Raw genomic sequence first — 13,616 nt, forward strand, 5'->3', positions numbered from 1 at the left:
GCGGCAGATGCAGGGCGGGGCAGGCGGCCGCGCGATGGGCTTTGGCAAATCGAAAGCGAAACTGCTGACGGAGACACAGGGGCGCGTCACCTTCGAGGACGTCGCCGGCGTCGACGAAGCCAAGGAGGATCTGCAGGAGATCGTCGAATTCCTGCGTGATCCGCAGAAGTTCCAGCGGCTCGGCGGGCGCATTCCGCGCGGCGTCTTGCTCGTCGGCCCGCCCGGCACCGGCAAAACGCTGCTGGCGCGCGCCATCGCCGGCGAGGCGGGCGTGCCGTTCTTCTCGATCTCGGGCTCCGACTTCGTCGAAATGTTCGTCGGCGTCGGCGCTTCGCGCGTGCGCGACATGTTCGAACAGGCGAAGAAGAACGCGCCCTGCATCATCTTCGTCGACGAGATCGACGCGGTCGGCCGCCATCGCGGCGCCGGCCTTGGCGGCGGCAACGACGAGCGCGAGCAGACGCTGAATCAGCTGCTCGTCGAGATGGACGGCTTCGAGGCGAATGAGGGCATCATCCTGATCGCCGCGACCAACCGTCCGGACGTGCTCGATCCGGCGCTGATGCGTCCGGGCCGTTTCGACCGGCAGATCCAGGTGCCGAACCCGGATTTCATCGGCCGCGAGAAGATCCTAAAGGTTCACGCCCGCAAGGTGCCTTTGGCGCCGGACGTGGATTTGAAGATCGTCGCGCGCGGCACGCCGGGGTTCTCGGGCGCCGATCTGATGAATCTTGTCAATGAGGCGGCGCTGCTCGCGGCGCGGCGCTCGAAGCGGATCGTCACGAAACAGGAGTTCGAGGACGCCCGCGACAAGATCATGATGGGCGCCGAGCGGCGCACGCTGGTGATGACGGATGAGGAGAAGAAACTCACCGCCTATCACGAAGGCGGCCATGCGCTGGTGCAGCTCTCGGTTCCTGGCGCGATGCCGATCCACAAGGCGACGATCATTCCGCGCGGCAGAGCGCTCGGCATGGTGCAGGGCCTTCCCGAGCGCGATCAGATCTCGCAAACTTACGAGCAGCTGACCGCGATGCTCGCCATCGCCATGGGCGGCCGCGTCGCCGAGGAAATGATCTTTGGCCACGACAAGGTGACGTCGGGAGCGGCCTCGGACATCCAGCAATGCACCCGTGTGGCGCGTGCGATGGTCACGCAGCTCGGCTTCTCGGACAAGCTCGGCACCGTCGCCTACGCGAATCCCGAGCAAGAGCAGTTCCTCGGATATTCCCTCGGGCGTCAGCAGACGATTTCCGAGGCGACGCAGCAGACAATCGACGCCGAGGTGCGCCGATTGGTGCAGGAGGCCTATGACGAGGCGATGCGCATCCTGTCGGAAAAGCGCAGCCAACTCGACACGCTCGCCAACGCGCTTCTCGAATTCGAGACGCTGTCCGGGGACGAGATGAAGGGCCTGCTCGCCGGCAAGCGGCCGGTGCGCGAAGAGACGACGCCCACGCCGCCGCCGCGCGGCTCGGCGGTGCCGACGACGGGGCAAAAGCCAGAGCCGGACGTCGGCGGCATGGAGCCGCAGCCGGTCTAAACTGTGGCGATTGAAAAGAAAGGCCCGGCGTCTGCGCCGGGCTTTTTTTTTGCAACGCGAGAGGACCGGAAGCGCGTTTTCGAGCTCCTCCGCGTGGCGGGTTCTGCGCCGTATTTGGCGACAAAGTCACTGTTTCAATGCGCCATAACGAGCAAAATGCGTCAGCCTCGAAGAGCGTCTCTTCGAGACAAATTTTATGGAGGAGTCATAATGAGCTCAACGACTGACACAGCAGCCCGCGCTGCTGCTGGCACGGAAGCTGTAGTAGACCTGAAGGGCATGTGGATCGGCTTGGCCGTTCTGAACGGGTTCTATCTGGTCGTCCGGATTTACGAGCAGGTTTTTGGCTGGCGCGCCGGCCTTGATTCGTTCGCTCCGGAGTTTCAGACATATTGGATGTCGATCCTTTGGACCGAGATTCCGCTTGAGCTGATCTCCGGCATTGGCCTTGCGGGCTTTCTTTGGAAGACGCGCACGCGCGACTTCTCGAACCTGGCGCCGCGCGAAGAGATGCGCCGCCTGGTTGTCGAAGTGCAATGGCTCGTTGTTTACGCCGCGGCCATTTACTGGGGCGCGTCGTTCTTCACGGAGCAGGACGGCACCTGGCACATGACGGTGATTCGCGACACGGACTTCACGCCGTCGCACATCATCGAGTTCTACATGAGCTACCCGATTTACTCGGTGATCGCGGTGGGCGGCTTCTTCTATGCGAAGACGCGTCTTCCGTATTTCTCCAAGGGCTATTCGGTGGCCTATCTGATCGTGGCGATTGGCCCGTTCATGATCATCCCGAACGTCGGCCTGAATGAGTGGGGCCACACGTTCTGGTTCATGGAAGAACTGTTCGTTGCGCCGCTGCATTGGGGCTTCGTGTTCTTCGGCTGGATGGCGCTCGGCGTGTTCGGCGTCGTGCTTCAGCTGCTGATGAACATTCAGCGCCTGATCGGCAAGGAAGGCGTCGCCCTCCTGACCGAGTAATCCGAGACTTCGCCGCCCGCCTTGTGGCGGGCGGCGTCAAAACAAAAAGGGAGAAACTCCTATGGTGATCGTCATGCTGTTGCTGGCCGCGGCGCTCTCGCCGCTCTGCTTCCTGTATGCCGCGCCGCGTCGGCTCCCGCAGCGCGCCCGCTGCGAATTCGCGCCTTCGCGACGTCGCCAGGATTAGTGTCTTGATGGAAGGCTGGCCCGCCAGCGTCGCTGTGAACGCGATGACGGCGGCGTCCGCCGACCGTCGTTAGATTCTTCATTCAGCCTCAGCCGCTCCTCGGCGCATTGTCTTGCTTCTTTCACTGAACTAGATCGTCAATGGCGGCGCGCGAGACCCCCGCGCCGAACAGGAGAGGCCAATGAATGATCTTCTCGTGATTGCATTTCCGTCGGAAGAAAAGGCCGAAGAAGTTCGGCAGAAGCTTTTCACCATGCAGAAGGAATATCTGATCGAACTCGGCGACGCGGTCGTCGCCGTAAAGAATGCCGATGGCGCGATAAAGCTCAATCAGCTTTTCAACACAACGGCCCTTGGTGGAGTTTCCGGCGCTTTTTGGGGCGCTCTGATCGGATTGATCTTTATGATGCCGTTCGCAGGCGCCGCGATCGGCGCCGGCGCCGGCGCCGTCTCGGGCGCGCTGACTGACTTTGGCATTGACGACAAATTCATGAAGGACGTGGCGGCCGCGGTTCCGCCCGGCGGCGCCGCGCTGTTCCTGCTCGTGCGCAAGATGACGACCGACAAGGTTCTCGAAGGACTGAAAGGAGTCGGCGGCGTGGTGCTGCGGACGTCATTCGATAAGTCCAAAGACGACGCCATCCGCGCCGCGCTGGCGGCGCAACCGACTTCGGCCTGATCGGAGCGCGCGCCGAGTAGCTCTTCGGCGCGCGCCTCTTAGAGCGCTTCCGATCACATGGACTCATGTGATCGGGAAGCGCTCTAAATCAAAATGTTGGAGCAGTTTCTCATCGAAAAAGTCTGTCAACTTCCTGCTTAGAGGGTCTCCTCCGCTTCGCGCGCTTTTCGGCGATGGGAGTGCAGCGTGATGTAGATGCTGGCGGCGACAAAGGCGATGCCGAGCAGGGAAACGATAATGAACAGCGACGAACGCTGAATGATCGCCACCGCGGGCACGAACAGTCCCAGAATAACGCCCACGACGCAGATCTGCCATGCCGCCGCGTGAACGCCCGCCACGAAGGTCGCAACGGCAAGCAACACCATCAGATTGAGGCCGGCGGCGTTGACGTCGATCAGCTGGCGCAGCGGCGGCGAATAGATCAGCCACATGCCGAAGAGAAACGCCGCCCAGTGCAATATTTGGGTCCAGACCAGCCGCGTGCGCTCATGCGTCGTTTCCGTGTGCCGCCAGCCGATATAAATGCAGATCGCGCAATAGACTGGCGTCAGGAACTCCCAGTAGTAGGCGACCGCCTGTCCCGTGAAGGTCACGATGCCGATGCCGAGCACGGCCGTCGACAGCATCACGATATAGGGCAGGTCGATTTTGATGACGTCGAGGAAAAGAACGCCGGCCGACTGGGTCCGGATCTCTTCGATGCCATGCTCGATCGTCGTCGCCCAGCTCTCATGCTCCGGCGTAACGTGGGGCTCTTGGGGTTCGGCCGGGCCGGAGCTATTGGACATGAGCAATCCCTATTGGTTCGGGCGCAAACGCAGCGGCGACGATCCCCGCTAGTCCCTCGCGCCTGTTGGCCGAATTAGAAGCTCAAGATAGTTCGTGCACGGGAACCGAGCAACCGGCGAGATGGGAATTGGGCCGGCATGTCCGGCTGCTGGTAAACTCGGGCTCTATCGCGGAGAAGACGATAGCGCATGATGCTGGACGTCGGCCTAATGTCATCCTCGCGTCACAAGGGCGCCGGCAAAGGCTAGACTTGACGAAACATCCGACGTCGTTCGTTTTGATATCGGCGGGCAGGGAAGCTGGGTTAGGAGCGCTCATGGCCAAAGCTGACGACGCGGCGGCGATCATCACGGTCGAGGGCCTGCAAGATCTGCTGCGGGCGATCCGGGCCGGCGGTTATCGCCCCATCGGCCCCACCGTGCAAAATCAGGCGATTGTTTACGACGATATCGAATCTGTCGACGATCTGCCCCGCGGGTGGATGGACGAGCAGGACGGCGGCCGCTACAGATTGGCCAGACGCGATGACGATGCGCTCTTTGGATATTCCGTCGGGCCGCAGTCGTGGAAAAAATTTCTACACGCGCCGAAGCTGCGGCTTTGGACGGCCGAACGCGACGGCGAGACCGCAAGCGTCACGCCCGAACCCTCGCCATCTGATCGTCTCGCCTTCGTCGGCGTGCGGGCCTGTGAAATTCGCGCGATTGAAATCCAAGACAGGGTTCTCGTCGGCGATCTCTATGTCGATCCGCACTACAAAGCGCTGCGCGAGCGCGCGCTGATCGTTGCCGTCAATTGCGGCCAGGCGGGAGGCACGTGCTTCTGCGTTTCGATGCAGGCGGGTCCGCGCGTCCAGCAGGGCTTCGACATCGCACTGACCGAGCTTCTCGATGGGACCGAGCATAGCTTTCTTGTCGAGACCGGCAGCGACGAGGGGCGTGCGCTCCTGGCGCAGGTTCCGCATCGGCTCGCATCAAGTCGCGAGGTCGAAGCCGGTGAAGCTGTCATCGAACACACCGCATCCTCGATGGGCCGCGAAATGCGTTCGGACGACCTCAACGAACTGCTGATGAGCAATCTCGAGCATCCGCGCTGGGACGAGGTGGCGACCCGCTGTCTGAGTTGCACCAACTGCACCTTGGTCTGTCCGACCTGTTTCTGCACGTCTGTGGAAGACGTCTCCGATCTTTCCGGAGAACGCGCGGAACGCTGGCGTCGCTGGGATTCCTGCTTCACGATGGATTTTTCCTATATTCATGGCGGCAGCGTGCGCGCCAGCGCGAAATCGCGCTATCGCCAATGGATGACCCACAAGCTTGCGACTTGGATCGATCAGTTCAGCTCGTCGGGCTGCGTGGGGTGCGGGCGCTGCATCACCTGGTGTCCGGTGGGCATCGACATTACCGAAGAGGTGCGCGCCATCCGCGGCTGTGACACGTCCTCCGGGGACTGGCCATGAAGGACATTGCCGATCTGCTCCGACATCATCCCTTCGCGGAGGGGCTCGACGAAGAAACATTGGCGCTTATCGCCGGATGCGCCAAAAATGTCGTCCTGCAGCCGGGCGATTATCTGCATCGCGAAGGCGCCGCGGCGGATTCCTTCTATCTCCTGCGACATGGCGCCGTGGCGCTCGAAACTTTCGTGCCCGGGCGCGGAGCTTTCACCTTTCTAACGGTCAAGAGCGGCGAAATTCTCGGCGCCGACTGGCTCATTCCGCCCTATCGTTCGTCCTTCGACGCGCGCGCCGTCGAACTGACGCGCGCCATTTCCTTTGATGGAAAGTGTCTGCGCGGCAAATGCGAGGCGGATCCCCGCGTCGGCTATGAAATGATGAAGCGCTTCATTCCGCCGCTCGTCAAACGCTTGCAGTCGGCGCGCATGCAGGCGCTCGGGATGTATGATGCCGCAAACGCTTAAAGCCTGCACGCCGCCGCCCTATCCCATGGCGCCGAGCATGACGCGGGTGACGCGCTTCATTCGCGAGTCGGCGGAGGTGTTCACCTTCGATCTCGCGCCTGAGCGCGCGACGCCGTACACGCCGGGGCAGTTCAACATGCTCTACGCATTCGGCGTCGGCGAAATACCGATCAGCATCAGCGGCGACTCGCAGGAACCGGAGCGATTGACCCATACGATCCGCGCCGTCGGGCCGGTGAGCGCGGCGCTCGGCAGATTGAAGGCTGGCGACCAAGTGGGCTTGCGCGGTCCTTTCGGCGTCGGCTGGCCGGTCGAGGAAGCAAAGGGGTTCGACGTCCTGCTGATTGGCGGCGGCATCGGCCTCGCGCCGCTTCGGCCGGCGATCTACTGGCTGCTGCGCCATCGCGCCGCTTACGGCCGGGTGGGCGTGCTCTATGGCGCGCGCACGCCGGACGACCTCATCTTTGTCAACGAACTCGAAGAATGGCGGAAGACGCCTGACTTCCAGCTGCGCGTCGCGGTGGAGCGCGCCGGACCAGATTGGACCGGGGACGTCGGCTATGTGACGCCTTTGCTGTCCAAGCTTCGCTACGATCCGGCGGACGCCATCGCCATGATCTGCGGACCGGAAGTGATGATCCGCGCGACCGCGCTCGCGCTTGAAGACGCGGGCATTGCGGATTCGCGAATTTTTGTCTCGATGGAGCGCAACATGAAATGCGCCATCGGCCATTGCGGCCACTGTCAATTCGGTCCGCTGTTCATCTGCAAGGACGGGCCGGTCCACCGCTATGATCGCGTGCGCGATCTTCTCGCTTATCGGGAGCTGTGACGTGGCGCGCATTCGACCAAGACTCGCTGTCTGGAAATTCGCCTCATGCGACGGCTGCCAGCTCAGCCTCCTCGATTGCGAGGACGAATTGCTGGAGATCGCCGGCGAGGTCGAGATCGCGCACTTCCTCGAGGCGACGAGCGCGTCGGTCGAAGGTCCATACGATCTTTCCCTCGTCGAAGGTTCGGTGACGACCGCGCATGACGCGGCGCGCATCCAGGAGGTCCGTAAACAGTCGCGATTCTTAATTACGATTGGCGCCTGCGCCACCGCAGGCGGCATTCAGGCGCTGCGCAACTTCGCCGACGTGCGCGAATATGCCGCGATCGTCTATGCGCGGCCGGATTATATCCAGACGCTTGCGACGTCGACCGCGATCTCCGATCACGTGAAGGTTGACTTCGAACTGCGCGGCTGTCCGATCAGCACGCGGCAGCTCGTCGAGGTGATTTCTGCCTTCCTCGCCGGACGCAAGCCGCAAACGCCGCCGCACAGCGTCTGCGTCGAATGCAAGATCGCCGGCAATCTCTGCGTCATGGTCGGTCACGGCACGCCCTGTCTGGGACCCGTCACGCATGCGGGCTGCGGCGCGCTCTGTCCCTCCTACAATCGCGGTTGCTATGGCTGCTATGGGCCGATGGAGACGCCCAACGCGCCGTCGCTGTCGGTATGGTTGAGCAAGCTCGGCATGGACGAGGATGCGCTGAAGCGCGTCTACAGAACCTTCAACGCCAACGCCGACGCCTTCCGCGAGGAGAGCGAACGTCATGATCGTTAAGACGATCAAGGTCGATCAGCTCGCCCGGGTGGAAGGCGAGGGCGCGCTCAAGGTCGTCGCGCGCGACGGCGTCGTGCAGTCGGCGGAGCTCAATATTTTCGAACCGCCGCGCTTCTTCGAAGCCTTCCTGCGCGACCGCATGTATAGCGAGGCGCACGATATCACCTCGCGCATCTGCGGCATCTGTCCGGTCGCCTATCAGATGAGCGCGATTCACGCGATGGAGAACGCGCTCGGCGTCGTTGTCAATGGACCGTTGCGCGACCTGCGACGGCTTCTTTATTGCGGCGAGTGGATCGAGAGCCACACGCTGCACGTCTACATGCTGCACGCGCCGGATTTCCTCGGCTATGCGGGCGCAATCGAGATGGCGCGCGACCACGCCGATATCGTGCGTCGGGGCCTCGATCTCAAAAAGGCCGGCAATGCGATCATCGCGCTTCTCGGCGGCCGCGAGATTCATCCGATCAATGTCCGCGTCGGCGGCTTTTATCGTGCGCCGCGCCGGCGCGAACTTCAGCCGCTCGCCGAAGAGTTAAAGCGCGCGCGGGACGGAGCGCTCGCGACCGTGCGCTGGACGGCCGGTTTTGATTTTCCTGACGTCGAGCGCGACTATGAATTCGTCGCTTTGCGCGGCGACGGCGAATATCCCTTGAACCAGGGCCGCATCGTCTCAAGCCGCGGGCTCGACATCGCCGCCGCGGAATATGACGAACATTTCGAAGAGAGCCACGTCGAACATTCGACCGCGCTGCACGCGCATCTCAAGGCGCGCGGCGCTTATCTCACGGGGCCTCTGGCGCGCTATGCGCTGAACGCCGCGTCTCTCTCGCCGATCGCGCGCGAAGCCGCGCGCGAAGCGGGACTTGGATCGGTCTGCGCCAATCCCTTCCGCAGCATTATCGTTCGCGCCGTGGAAGTTCTTTACGCCTGCGACGAGGCGCTACGGATCATCGACCAATATCAAGAGCCTGACCGCCCGGCCGTCGATCTCGAACCGCGTGCGGGGGTTGGCTTTGCGGCGACCGAGGCGCCGCGCGGCATGCTGTATCACCGCTATCAGCTTCATGCCGATGGAAAGATCGCCGACGCCCGCATCGTCCCCCCGACGTCGCAGAACCAGCCGAGCATCGAAGAGGATTTGAAGATTTTCGCGACGGCGTGGCTCGATCTGCCGGACGACGCTTTGCGTCACCGCTGCGAGCAGACCATTCGCAATCACGACCCCTGCATTTCCTGCGCGACGCATTTCTTGCGGCTCGATGTCGACCGGGGCGGATAGTGCGCGCGAAGGACCGCGCATCATTGTGCTCTGTATCGGAAATCCCCAGCGCGGCGACGATGCGGCTGGCCGCGCGGTCGCGCATGCGCTGAGAGCGTTGCGGGTCGACGTCGAAATTATCGAGGAGGAGGGCGAGGCGACGCGCGTCTTGGCGCGGCTCGAGGGCGCGGACGCCGCCTACATTGTCGACGCCTGCGTTTCCGGGGCGACGCCCGGCGAGATCCGCCGCTTTGACGTCGGCGCAGGCTCGCTTCCGCGAGCGGCTTTCGGCGCATCGACGCATGGCTTCGGCCTCGCCGAAGCTCTGGAACTCGCCCGCGCGCTGGGCGCGCTGCCCTCGCGCTGCGTCGTCTATGCGATCGAAGGCGGAACCTTCGATATCGGCGCGTCGATGTCGCCGGCGGTGGCGGCGGCGGTCGACCTTGTCGCGGACAGACTGCGCGCGGACATTCTGGGCAAATAACCGAAGCGGGGTGATGCGCCGCACAAATTTGCCCCAAGCCCGAAACAACCGGCAACATTGCGGCAACCCAGCCGAAACGCTGGCATGCTTAAGTGTGCGCTCGCAATATCAGGATTTGCTCGCTTAGCGCCGCCGAACGCCTCCCCGCACAGCAGCGCCGCGCAGACCAAGTATGGAGAGCCGAATGCAGCGTCTCGTTTCCGCGTCGAAAGTCATCGTCAACTTCTCAACCGTTCAAATGCTCATCCGAGCGCCCAAGCATATCGCTCGACGCATTGCCGCTTCGCCGGAGGCGTTTATCAACGCCATAGAGCGTTTTGCAAAACATTAAGCGTTGCGACTGCCTCGGCCGTGCAAGCCTAGGATTAAACAATAGGCTGCGTCGGATACGCTTGACTATGTAAGCGTTCGCCGGCGGGTTGAATGACCTTGCGCCTGACCCAGTTGAACTGGCTAACAGCCAACCAATCTGGAGGAAAAAATGCGCAAGCTCGTGCTATTGATAATCGGGGCGTCTTTTACTTTCGCTCCGATGGCTCAAGCGCAGCGATCTTACCCTTACGATGGCAACGTCCAGTCCTATGGCGGGCTCTGGCGCTATCAGAAGAGGGATTATAGCACGCCCTGGCGGCCTCTTAACCCCGGCGTGTGCTGGCAGTGGAGCGATTCCGTCGGCAACTGGGTGTGGGTGTGCTGAGCAACACGCCAGTTCGATGAGACGCAAGAAACGCCCCGCTGTGCAGTCGGGGCGTTTCTATTGACGCTCATGAGTTCGCTTCGCCCAAGTCAAAGATCGCCGCAGTTGGCCGCGGAAATGCGCGGCGACTACCGCTGAGCGGCGGAGACAGAGCGCGCAGTCATTTCATCGCGCCTTCTGCCTAGGTGGGGCCGCATGTCGGCCATATTGGCGTTCGCAATTCAAGGTAGAGGAACAGCACCTCCATACAGGAAGGGCAGGCATGGGCTTTCCACGGGCGCCATCTTCTGTCGGGCTGTCGCCCGGAGAAAAAGAGATCGCCCTCCTTTCGGCGAATGCAATTACTGCTCGAACTGACCGTCCGCTCGGCAAGTTCGTTTGCATGGCCAGGGCAAACGGAATTTTTGCCGTCTCGGAAATATGCAAGGGACTCGCGATACTCACGATCGGCGACATGGTGATCGCCGATGGGGTCGGCGAATTCGTGTGCATTGCGGCGCTGACGATCGAGGCGTTGCCTTTCTTACGTTGGCGCGCATCGGAATATGCCAATTCAACCGTGTTATCGTCTCGATGATCAAAGGCCGTTGAGAGTGCTCCGAGAATTGGGCAGATGAAGCACTGGCCGAACGAAGATGCGGATTGGCGCGCAAATGAATTTGACGATGCGCTGCTCACGAGTCGGAGCGGTTGCGCTTCTGTTTTTGCTTCTCGCTGGCGCAGAAGCAAATGCGCGCGTCGCGAAGGTCACGGCTGAACCCATACCCGACGCCGTATGGGCTTACATGCAGGGAAGGTCGTGGCGCGCCGACCTTCCATGTCCCGGACGGGACCAGCTCGTTCTCTTGAGAGTCCCTTACCTCGATTTCGACGGCAACGCGCAGACTGGCTCTTTGATTGTCGCAAGAAGCGTCGCAAAAGCGGTCGCAGCCGCCTTTGAGGAAATCTACGACAGCGGGAAATTTCGAATCTATCGAATGTCGCTGATCGATGAATTCGGAGGGGATGACGCGCGATCGATGGCGGCGAATAATACGAGCGCCTTCAATTGCCGAACGACCGATCGTGGCGCGATGTCGCGACACGCCTATGGAATGGCTGTGGACATCAATCCCGTTCAAAATCCCTACCGGGAAGGACAGCTGACCGAGCCTGAAGCCGGGCGCGCCTATGACGAGCCCTCCAAGCGCAGGAGAGACATCGTCGGGATCATCGTCGACGGCGACGTCGTGACCAGGGCCTTCGCGCGACAAGGCTGGCGCTGGGGCGGACATTGGAAGCGAAGCGTCGACTATCAGCACTTTTCCAATGACGGACACTGAGGGCGTCAGGCGTGGGCGGGGCGAGCGACGCTCAGCGCGTCAGCCGGCCACGGCAAGTTTGATAAACGCCGATCTGGCCCACTCTCGAAACTAGGCGAATTTCTCTGCGGCCCTAAGGCTACGAAAAGGTTGAGAGATTTTTTCGATGAGAACCCGCTTTCAGCGTTGTGGCGCCACTGCCACAGTCGGGTGAAAAGCGTGCTGGGAGGGCCGAATAGCTTCTAAATTGCTTTGACTGTGCAGGGCTGGTCGCTTTCTTTACGGAAGCCGCCTTTGGTGCGGGAATTCGGCCCAAGCCGTTTTAAGCTTTAGGAGAAGGTATAATGAAGAAGGCAACTTTTGCCGCTTTGGCCCTCGCGCTGACGGCAGGGTCGGCCATGGCCGCCGACCTTCCGTCCTACAAGGCGCCGCCGCCGCCGCCCCCGCCGCCGATCATGACCTGGACGGGCTTCTACGCCGGTCTCAACTTCGGCGTCGGCTTTTACGCCCAAAATTCATCCAACGCCTGGGGCTGGGGCGTCAACAATCACGGCGGTAGCCGGGCGGGCGTCGTCGGCGGCGGTCAGATTGGCTACAATTACCAGATCACGCCGATGTTCGTGGTCGGCATCGAGACCGATTTCCAGGGCACCAGCATCGGCTCTGGCGCGGGCGGCAACAGCTACGCCTGGCTCTTTGGCGTCCCTCCCGTCACCACCGCGACCCTGAACTGGTTCGGCACCGTGCGTGGCCGCGTCGGCGTCAACCTGCTGAGCCCGCAATTGCTGGTCTATGGCACAGGCGGCTTCGCTTATGGCGAGGTGAAACGCAACGGCTGGTGGAACCAGAACAGCACGGTGCAGACGGGCTGGACCGCCGGCGGCGGCGCCGAGTATATGTTCGTTGCGCTCCCGAACTGGTCGGTCAAGGCCGAGTATCTCTATACGCAGCTCAGCGGCAACAACAACAACGGCTTCAATTTCGGCCTCAACTTGAACAACGTCAACAACCGCACGCGCTTCCACACGATTCGCTTTGGCGTGAATTACCACTTCAATTTCGGCTCTTCGGCGCCGGTGTTGGCGAAATACTGATCGATCATTCAAGCACGACGGATCCAGGAAAGCCCAGCCCTCGCGGCTGGGCTTTCTCTTTCTCACCGCATAGATTCAATACGCGGGCCGTGACCCAGTCAGACGCCGCCGGTCATCCGGCGATCGTCGGTTTAGTCGTGGGCTTGACTGAGCGTCGGGGCGCAGGCGTCAAAGTCTTTATTGCAGGGCGCACCCGGATTGTAGATTGCATAGGCGTAGCTGCAACACGGGTTGTGTGTTTTCTTCTCAGCGCCATAGTCCGCGTTGAAGGGGACCTCAATGCCGACGTGTTGATAGTCGCCGCTACGCTTTGGCGGAAGATTCGGTACGGTGTCGGCGGTGTTCACAAGACGGAATGTTTGAACCTTTAAGTTTTCGTAGTAATCGTGGAAGGGTTTTAGCCCAACCATTGGACTTGCCGAATTATAGTGTCGGGCCGCAATATTGTGAGAAGCCGCCAATGGCACAGCAAGCGTGGCAAGCGCCGAGCCGAGACTGTGGCCGGTGATGGTAAGAGGTTTAGGGCCGATTGTTTTGAGCTGGGCGTCCAGCGCCTCCACAAGTCCGGTGTAAACTGCGTACCAACCTCTTGCGACGAGAATGCCGGGAGGAGGATTGGGCGTCGGCGCGCTATACGCTACCGGTTTGAATTCAATATCGACTTCGAAGTCCTCAAGGCTTTTGCTGCCCCGGAAAACGAGATAAAGACTGCCGTCGGTCTTGGATTTAACCAGGCATCCGAAAGGTTCAGTGACTGTCTTTTTAAACTCTAAAGTGAACGTGCTCCAAATCAGCTGACCAAAAGCGTAGTCTTCCACTTTGAAATCTTTGGTGATCGGGCAGGCGTTAGCCGGCTGCCAATCAAAGTCTCGCGGCGAGCCGGCATTTAGCCATTGTTCATACATATGACTGAGCACGTTCACAAGGAACGTGCATACCTTGAAGGTTTGCTGAGAAGAATCTCCAAAGGATAGCGGTTGAGATGTTTTGCATGTCGTAGGGGTCATAATACCCTCCAGAAGAATAGATGACGACGATAATATTCGTGATGACAAGCTGCTGCAGGC

The 13,616-nt window shown here is 61.2% G+C and carries 15 protein-coding genes; 13 read left to right on the forward strand and 2 right to left on the reverse strand.

Annotated features, from left to right (window positions below):
* Positions 1-34: 34 nt before the first annotated feature.
* The 4 genes from ftsH (at position 35) to ACPS74_RS00020 (ending at position 3,390) form a co-directional block, all read left to right on the forward strand.
* On the forward strand, positions 35-1,543 hold the full coding sequence (gene ftsH, locus ACPS74_RS00005) for an ATP-dependent zinc metalloprotease FtsH (RefSeq protein WP_425622386.1): 1,509 nt from the start codon (positions 35-37) through the stop codon (positions 1,541-1,543).
* Between the two features lie 210 nt (positions 1,544-1,753).
* Positions 1,754-2,524, forward strand: a complete 771-nt coding sequence (gene amoC, locus ACPS74_RS00010) for a bacterial ammonia monooxygenase, subunit AmoC (protein WP_026222791.1) — start codon at positions 1,754-1,756, stop codon at positions 2,522-2,524.
* 61 nt (positions 2,525-2,585) lie between these two features.
* Positions 2,586-2,711 carry a hypothetical protein gene (locus ACPS74_RS00015; RefSeq protein WP_255722949.1) on the forward strand — a complete coding sequence of 42 codons (126 nt, stop codon included), beginning with the start codon at positions 2,586-2,588 and terminating at the stop codon, positions 2,709-2,711.
* 181 nt (positions 2,712-2,892) lie between these two features.
* Positions 2,893-3,390: a DUF1269 domain-containing protein gene (locus ACPS74_RS00020; protein ID WP_029649685.1), complete on the forward strand. Its 498-nt coding sequence runs from the start codon at positions 2,893-2,895 to the stop codon at positions 3,388-3,390.
* Between the two features lie 137 nt (positions 3,391-3,527).
* Here the strand turns inward: ACPS74_RS00020 and ACPS74_RS00025 are convergent, their stop codons facing one another.
* The gene (locus tag ACPS74_RS00025; RefSeq protein ID WP_029649687.1) at positions 3,528-4,181 is read right to left on the reverse strand and encodes a hypothetical protein; all 654 of its coding nucleotides are present in this window, start codon (positions 4,179-4,181) and stop codon (positions 3,528-3,530) included.
* A gap of 317 nt (positions 4,182-4,498) precedes the next feature.
* On the opposite strand from ACPS74_RS00025, the gene ACPS74_RS00030 reads away from it, so the two are divergent.
* From ACPS74_RS00030 to ACPS74_RS00070, 9 genes are all read left to right on the forward strand, one after another.
* Positions 4,499-5,641 carry a 4Fe-4S dicluster domain-containing protein gene (locus ACPS74_RS00030; protein ID WP_029649689.1) on the forward strand — a complete coding sequence of 381 codons (1,143 nt, stop codon included), beginning with the start codon at positions 4,499-4,501 and terminating at the stop codon, positions 5,639-5,641.
* A complete protein-coding gene (locus ACPS74_RS00035; protein ID WP_029649691.1) occupies positions 5,638-6,102 on the forward strand; it encodes a cyclic nucleotide-binding domain-containing protein in 465 nt (154 codons plus the stop codon). The genes ACPS74_RS00030 and ACPS74_RS00035 overlap by 4 nt, the downstream gene beginning before the upstream one ends.
* Positions 6,083-6,934 (forward strand): FAD/NAD(P)-binding protein, encoded by an 852-nt coding sequence (locus ACPS74_RS00040; protein WP_157055227.1) that lies wholly within the window; start codon positions 6,083-6,085, stop codon positions 6,932-6,934. The genes ACPS74_RS00035 and ACPS74_RS00040 overlap by 20 nt, the downstream gene beginning before the upstream one ends.
* 1 nt (position 6,935) lies before the next feature.
* Entirely contained in the window at positions 6,936-7,712 is a 777-nt protein-coding gene (locus tag ACPS74_RS00045; RefSeq protein WP_029649694.1) for an oxidoreductase, read from the forward strand.
* Complete coding sequence (locus tag ACPS74_RS00050; protein WP_029649696.1) at positions 7,702-8,994, forward strand: Ni/Fe hydrogenase subunit alpha; 1,293 nt, start codon at positions 7,702-7,704, stop codon at positions 8,992-8,994. The genes ACPS74_RS00045 and ACPS74_RS00050 overlap by 11 nt, the downstream gene beginning before the upstream one ends.
* Positions 8,975-9,457 carry a hydrogenase maturation protease gene (locus tag ACPS74_RS00055; protein WP_029649697.1) on the forward strand — a complete coding sequence of 161 codons (483 nt, stop codon included), beginning with the start codon at positions 8,975-8,977 and terminating at the stop codon, positions 9,455-9,457. The genes ACPS74_RS00050 and ACPS74_RS00055 overlap by 20 nt, the downstream gene beginning before the upstream one ends.
* Before the next feature lie 959 nt (positions 9,458-10,416).
* Entirely contained in the window at positions 10,417-10,731 is a 315-nt protein-coding gene (locus ACPS74_RS00060; protein ID WP_157055228.1) for a hypothetical protein, read from the forward strand.
* Between the two features lie 76 nt (positions 10,732-10,807).
* Entirely contained in the window at positions 10,808-11,476 is a 669-nt protein-coding gene (locus ACPS74_RS00065) for a M15 family metallopeptidase (RefSeq protein ID WP_029649700.1), read from the forward strand.
* A gap of 323 nt (positions 11,477-11,799) precedes the next feature.
* Positions 11,800-12,549, forward strand: coding sequence for an outer membrane protein (locus tag ACPS74_RS00070; protein ID WP_029649702.1), 750 nt, complete (start codon positions 11,800-11,802; stop codon positions 12,547-12,549).
* A gap of 131 nt (positions 12,550-12,680) precedes the next feature.
* Here ACPS74_RS00070 and ACPS74_RS00075 read toward each other — a convergent pair whose 3' ends face one another.
* Positions 12,681-13,556 (reverse strand): lipase family protein, encoded by an 876-nt coding sequence (locus ACPS74_RS00075; RefSeq protein ID WP_083481339.1) that lies wholly within the window; start codon positions 13,554-13,556, stop codon positions 12,681-12,683.
* Positions 13,557-13,616 lie beyond the last annotated feature (60 nt).

The organism is Methylocystis sp. SB2 (assembly GCF_049817085.1).
GTDB lineage: Bacteria > Pseudomonadota > Alphaproteobacteria > Rhizobiales > Beijerinckiaceae > Methylocystis > Methylocystis rosea.

Bases quoted from the DNA above. Each gene is read 5' to 3' on its own strand.
- ACPS74_RS00065 (WP_029649700.1), top strand. From the start codon at position 10,808: ATGAATTTGACGATGCGCTGCTCACGAGTCGGAGCGGTTGCGCTTCTG.
- ACPS74_RS00055 (WP_029649697.1), top strand. From the start codon at position 8,975: ATGTCGACCGGGGCGGATAGTGCGCGCGAAGGACCGCGCATCATTGTG.
- ACPS74_RS00070 (WP_029649702.1), top strand. From the start codon at position 11,800: ATGAAGAAGGCAACTTTTGCCGCTTTGGCCCTCGCGCTGACGGCAGGG.
- ACPS74_RS00060 (WP_157055228.1), top strand. From the start codon at position 10,417: ATGGGCTTTCCACGGGCGCCATCTTCTGTCGGGCTGTCGCCCGGAGAA.
- ACPS74_RS00030 (WP_029649689.1), top strand. From the start codon at position 4,499: ATGGCCAAAGCTGACGACGCGGCGGCGATCATCACGGTCGAGGGCCTG.
- ACPS74_RS00035 (WP_029649691.1), top strand. From the start codon at position 5,638: ATGAAGGACATTGCCGATCTGCTCCGACATCATCCCTTCGCGGAGGGG.
- ACPS74_RS00020 (WP_029649685.1), top strand. From the start codon at position 2,893: ATGAATGATCTTCTCGTGATTGCATTTCCGTCGGAAGAAAAGGCCGAA.
- ACPS74_RS00050 (WP_029649696.1), top strand. From the start codon at position 7,702: ATGATCGTTAAGACGATCAAGGTCGATCAGCTCGCCCGGGTGGAAGGC.
- ACPS74_RS00015 (WP_255722949.1), top strand. From the start codon at position 2,586: ATGGTGATCGTCATGCTGTTGCTGGCCGCGGCGCTCTCGCCGCTCTGC.
- amoC (WP_026222791.1), top strand. From the start codon at position 1,754: ATGAGCTCAACGACTGACACAGCAGCCCGCGCTGCTGCTGGCACGGAA.
- ACPS74_RS00025 (WP_029649687.1), bottom strand. From the start codon at position 4,181: ATGTCCAATAGCTCCGGCCCGGCCGAACCCCAAGAGCCCCACGTTACG.
- ACPS74_RS00075 (WP_083481339.1), bottom strand. From the start codon at position 13,556: ATGACCCCTACGACATGCAAAACATCTCAACCGCTATCCTTTGGAGAT.
- ACPS74_RS00040 (WP_157055227.1), top strand. From the start codon at position 6,083: ATGATGCCGCAAACGCTTAAAGCCTGCACGCCGCCGCCCTATCCCATG.
- ftsH (WP_425622386.1), top strand. From the start codon at position 35: ATGGGCTTTGGCAAATCGAAAGCGAAACTGCTGACGGAGACACAGGGG.